Below are 5,051 nucleotides of genomic sequence, written 5' to 3' on the forward strand. Positions count from 1 at the left end.
CGCCTGCTTTGCCTGTGGATTTTTAAGCGTTTTTTTCAGCAGCCTGCTTGTCGGTACAGCCCTGATGTTTACCCAGGAAAGTTTTTTAGAGGTGGCCTGGGCCGTTGTTATAGCCCATGTTCCGGTGATGTTCATAGAGGGCCTTGTGACGATTTTCTGTATGGGTTTTCTTAAAAAGGTGCAACCCGAACTCCTGCCCAAATGGCCTGCGGCGCAGCAGCAGGCCGCATTGGACAATAGAGCAAAAATGGTTGAAAAGCAGGTATAATCTTCATATTACGACTATTTTTAATGGTAAACAAAATAATGTATCGAAAATATTTTATGAGATTTTCCTGTCTGATCCTTTTTTTCTTTCTTTCAAGGGGCACTGCCCTGGCACATAAGGTCACGGTATTTGCTTGGGTGGAAGGAAACACCGTTCTGGGAGAAAGCAAATTCAGCGGCGGGAAAAAAGTACGGAACTCAGAAATTATTGTCTGGGATTTGAACGGAAAAGAACTTTTGCGCACCCGGACCAATCAAAAAGGTGAATTTTCATTTCCCATCCCGGCAAAAACAGCCATGCGCATTGAACTCATTGCCGGCATGGGACATAAGGCCGAATGGACCATTCCCCTTGAAGATATAGATGAACCCGCCTCAGCCCGGGATGCACAGAGACCTTTGCCTGAACCCGCAGGGAAGACAGATCCTGGACAGGCGGTACACCCGGCAGCCTCCATTGACCCGGTCCAGCTTGAAGCCATCGTGGAAAAGGCCGTAACAAAAGCGCTGGATAAAAAAATTACGCCGTTGACCAGAATGGTGGCAGACCTGGAGCAAAAAGGCCCGACCATGAATGAAATTGTTGGCGGCATCGGATACATATTCGGCTTGATGGGCGTAGCCATCTATTTTTCTTCCCGTAAGAAAAAGTCGTGATACGGCTGCCGCCAGTTTCACCGGCACCGGCGGGCTCCAGGAGGTCAATTCCGTGTCGGCATCCCGGGAGCGCGCTTCCAGGTCGCGCTGTTTCATCTGTATCAGGGGAGGTCAGATTAAGTCCATACAAAAAGCGGGACCGGCGCACCTGGATCTTAGGGGGCAGGTCTTGCATATTTGACCCTTTCTTTCGCTCGTCCCTCGCTCCTTTGCCCGGCCTCCGGCCGGTGCCTCAGCCTGACCGGTCTTGAGGACCTCGGGCAAGACGCAGGCCGCGGTCGTCGTTGAGAACAGCATGGAGCCTGCGGTCGCGGAAAGCGGAACGCAGGCCCCCCCCGTCGGAGAACCAGGAACCGCCGCGACAGACGTGATAATTAGTGTGACCATCCTCCCAGGCACTGCCGTCATCCGGGGCACCGTTGTAATTGTCATGCCAGCGATCTTGACACCACTCCCATACATTGCCGTGCATCTGGTACAGGCCCCAGGGATTTTGCTCATAAAATTTCACCGGCACAGTTTTTTCACGGTACTCCCCTTTGGGACCTTTATTATAAGGTCGAGTTCCATCATAGTTGGCTTTGTCCGGGGTCAGTTCACGTCCAAACCAGAACGGGGTGTCTGTTCCTGCCCGGCAGGCATACTCCCACTCCGCCTCCGAGGGCAATCGGGCCCCAAGCCCGGAAACCAAACTGTTGAGCCTGTCAATAAACGCATTGGCATCATCCCAGCTCACGTTTTCCACCGGGTGTTCAGGTTCTTCTTCTTTAAATCTGCTTGGGTTTTTCCCGATAACGGCCTGCCATACTTCCTGGGTACAGGCGGTATCTGCAAGCCAAAACCCTTTTTCAAACACCACCCGATGCAAAGGCCCTTCATCATCATTTCGTTCAGGTTCATCTCCAGGAGATCCCATCATAAACTCGCCCGGCGGTATCCAGCGGAATCGGACATCAATACTATTGACATAAATTCCCTGCCAAATCCCATAGTGGTCCTGGCCGTAGCTGTGGGCCCAGTTCTCTGGAAAAATATCCGGCAAAATAGACAATATTTCGGATTGCTGGTTTTTTTTCATGTGGTCGATAGTAATATCGGTACGTTAAAAAATTTATACTTCATTGGGAATCTCCTTTTGCACCGCCGGCCGGGGTCACGGTCCCGGTTTGCTCGTCCCTCGCTGCACCAGGGCCATGACCCGTCTGGCGCCTGCCGGTTCCGGCCTCCGGCCCCAGAGGACCTCGGGCAAGACGCAGGCCGTCGTAGACGTAACGCCCGACAAGGTGCCAGTAGGAGCGGCAAGCGGAACGCAGGTTCCTCCCGTTGTTGAACCAGGAACCGCCGCGACAGACACGAAGCGCATCTTCACCATCTTCCCAGGCACTGCCGTCATCCGGAGCACCATCGTAACTATCATGCCAACGGTCTTGACACCACTCCCAGACATTTCCGTGCATCTGGTACAGGCCCCAGGGGTTTTGCTCAAAAGATTTCACCGGCATCGTTTTCTTACGATACTTCCCTTTAGGGCCTTTATTGTAAGGTTGGGTCCCATCATAGTTGGCTTTGTCCGAAGTCAATTCATGCCCAAACCAGAACGGGGTGTCAGTTCCTGCCCGGCAAGCATACTCCCATTCTGCTTCCGAAGGCAAACGAATATCAAGACCGGGAACCAAGCGGTTAAGCTCATCAATAAATTCACAGGCATCATCCCAGTTTATGTTTTCCACCGGGTATTCCACTCCTTCTTCTATAAATTTGCTTGGATTTTTCCCGGTAACGGCCTGCCACAATTCCTGGGTGCAGGCGGTTTCCGCCAGCCAGAAGCCTGTTTCAAACACCACCCGGTGCAACGGACCTTCCGATGACAATCGATCCGGTTCATCTTCCGTAGACCCCATCATAAAATCCCCCGGGAGAATCCAACGCAACATAAAACCAACGCCTTTTACTTTCACCTCGGCAAACAGTCCGTACCGGTCCCGTCCAATGCCCGAGGCCCACTCCGGACAGGGCATCATAACAACCGTTGTTCTTCCGTTCTCGGTTTCCACCACAATTTCAGCCGTATTTTCCGGCAGTTCAAAAGCCTTATCCAGCGGCATGGACTGTTTAACCGCTGTTTCATCTGTCCTGAAAGTGACCTGGGTTTTGGAACCGGCGGATAACTCATGGATCAATCCGGGATGGTCTGCCGGCCTTCCGGAAGAAAAAATTTCCAGGCGGTTTTGATTCACACTCAGACAGACCGGCCTTGCTTCCCTGGATTTTACAACCCATTCCGGAACCTGTGTCAGATCCACCCCGCCGGGAACCTTTTGCGGTTTGACAGTTTCATTGTATATTCCGTACAGGGTATTGAGTTCAGGCACCCAGGTTTCTTCCCCTGCCCGGTCCGCCACCCGGCCCACCCAGGCCATAATCCTGTTTTTCTCTGTTTCCGGGGTATTGGTGTTCCGCTGAAAGAGAATCAGTTTTTTTAGAAAATCCGCCTGATCTCTATCAAGGGGCTTTCCCGCCTTCTGCCGCTGTTCGATACGCAGTTCCATGGGCATCCGGGATTCAAAGGCTTGAATCAGGGGCCAAATCCGGTCAAGATCCAGATTCAAGTTCCGTGCTTTTTTGCTGTACTTTGCCCGGATCTCTGGATTGCGCCACTGAAACCTGAACACATGGCCTTCCAGGGCAAAATGACGGCAGGCCAGACTTTCGGTGGAGACACTGAACCCAAGCCGGTTTCTAACCCTCCGGATCAGGGCCGGTGTGAGTTCAACAGCCAGGGACAGGGCCGCCAGAAGCATCTCAGTCTGATCCCGGCTTTTCATGCCTGGACCGGCTCCCCGATTCCCCGAAGCCCCACCGGGACGGATCACACCGGAATCCCAGTAGTGCAGGGAAAACACGTTGGCCATTTCCGGTATCCCGTCCGAAGGATGGGCCGTCACCAGGGCATCTATCCGGACGTGTTTCTGTTTCATGCGGCGTCCGAACCCATGCCAGAATCCCGCGTTGATGCCCTGCTTATCTAAAAATCCCAGGTCTCCGGCATAGATCAGATGCAAATTTTCCCGGATTATGGGGAATCCTTCATGACTCTCTCCCTGGTACAAAAAGGCATTGGTTTTGGGGTCGGGGCAGGCCACAATGTGAAGCCGATTGCGAAACCATTGGCCCATGTTGAGGGCCAGCTCTTTGAAGTCATTGAAAAAGGGGCTTAAATGTTTTGAAAAATCAAGAACCAGGACCATATCCAGGGGCCAGGCTCTTTTCTTTTTCCACGGGATGGTTTCAAGGGGTTTTTGTCTGACGGCGCTTTGGATTATCTTTTGGGTATCCAGTTGACGGGTCTGCTTGAATTCAATGCCAAGGCGCTTCAGATAAGGCCAGAGGAGATGCCAGCCGGTCAGGGGGTCTGGCATGACCTCGTCGGCCACCGGCGGAAATTCAATCCCGCCCTCAAAAGGGATGAGACTCGCATATTCTGCCGGCATGGTTGCGGTATCTTCGACATTTTTCTCTTCAAGAGCATAAAGACAGGGGAACCGGAAGTGGGCTTTATCCGGCGGATAATCCGTGGGACGTATGGCACTGGAATCCGGTTCCGGGGGCAAACGCTGGTCAATAATTGTCCGGGCGGGTTCGGCAATGTCCCTGTTTTTGGGTTTGGGAGCATATTCGACCCCCAGCAGTTCCGAAAGCTCGCCAATGGCGAGATTATCCCCTTTCAGGCGTTCAACAAGGGAAACGAGGGTGGTCAATTCCCCCATCCAACCCAATGGAGAATTCCTATCATTCGTGTTTTCCCCGGCCATCAGGCACCGCTTTTCATAAACGTCAGGGCGGCAAGCATTTCCATAGCTTCATCCAGACCAATACTCGGGGCTGTTTGCTTCATGCCGATGAGGGCCTCAAGATGATCCAGGTATTCGGCCTGGCCCGGGATAAACGATAATCCCTCATGTTTGGCTCTCATCCTTTTTTCATACAGCAAATCGGCCACGTTTTCGTAAGTTTTGTCACCATAATCACCGGGCATTCTGTCCTGAAACAAACTTTGGCCCCTTTTGGAGAGGATCTCGATGAAATCATCCTTATTGTCGTCATCCAGGATCAGGTCCAGGACCAGG

General features: G+C 52.5%; 5 protein-coding genes. 2 read left to right on the forward strand and 3 right to left on the reverse strand.

Features of this window, described 5'->3' with window-relative positions:
- Together AB7U36_RS18185 and AB7U36_RS18190 are read left to right on the forward strand one after the other, a co-directional pair.
- A partial coding sequence (locus AB7U36_RS18185) for an energy-coupling factor ABC transporter permease (RefSeq protein ID WP_428161083.1) occupies positions 1–268 on the forward strand: 268 nt, incomplete at its 5' end.
- Between the two features lie 56 nt (positions 269–324).
- Complete coding sequence (locus tag AB7U36_RS18190; protein ID WP_428161084.1) at positions 325–924, forward strand: hypothetical protein; 600 nt, start codon at positions 325–327, stop codon at positions 922–924.
- A 232-nt stretch (positions 925–1,156) separates the two neighbouring features.
- On the opposite strand, the gene AB7U36_RS18195 is transcribed toward AB7U36_RS18190, so the two are convergent.
- From AB7U36_RS18195 to AB7U36_RS18205, 3 genes are all read right to left on the reverse strand, one after another.
- Positions 1,157–2,002 carry a formylglycine-generating enzyme family protein gene (locus AB7U36_RS18195; protein WP_428161085.1) on the reverse strand — a complete coding sequence of 282 codons (846 nt, stop codon included), beginning with the start codon at positions 2,000–2,002 and terminating at the stop codon, positions 1,157–1,159.
- Between the two features lie 40 nt (positions 2,003–2,042).
- The gene (locus AB7U36_RS18200; RefSeq protein WP_428161087.1) at positions 2,043–4,691 is read right to left on the reverse strand and encodes a formylglycine-generating enzyme family protein; all 2,649 of its coding nucleotides are present in this window, start codon (positions 4,689–4,691) and stop codon (positions 2,043–2,045) included.
- A gap of 44 nt (positions 4,692–4,735) precedes the next feature.
- Positions 4,736–5,051, reverse strand: a 316-nt coding sequence (locus AB7U36_RS18205; protein ID WP_428161086.1) for a hypothetical protein, incomplete at its 5' end; no start/stop codon positions are given.

It is taken from the genome of Desulfobacter sp., assembly GCF_050177295.1.

Bases quoted from the DNA above. Each gene is read 5' to 3' on its own strand.
- AB7U36_RS18190 (WP_428161084.1), top strand. From the start codon at position 325: ATGAGATTTTCCTGTCTGATCCTTTTTTTCTTTCTTTCAAGGGGCACT.
- AB7U36_RS18195 (WP_428161085.1), bottom strand. From the start codon at position 2,002: ATGAAAAAAAACCAGCAATCCGAAATATTGTCTATTTTGCCGGATATT.
- AB7U36_RS18200 (WP_428161087.1), bottom strand. From the start codon at position 4,691: ATGGGGGAATTGACCACCCTCGTTTCCCTTGTTGAACGCCTGAAAGGG.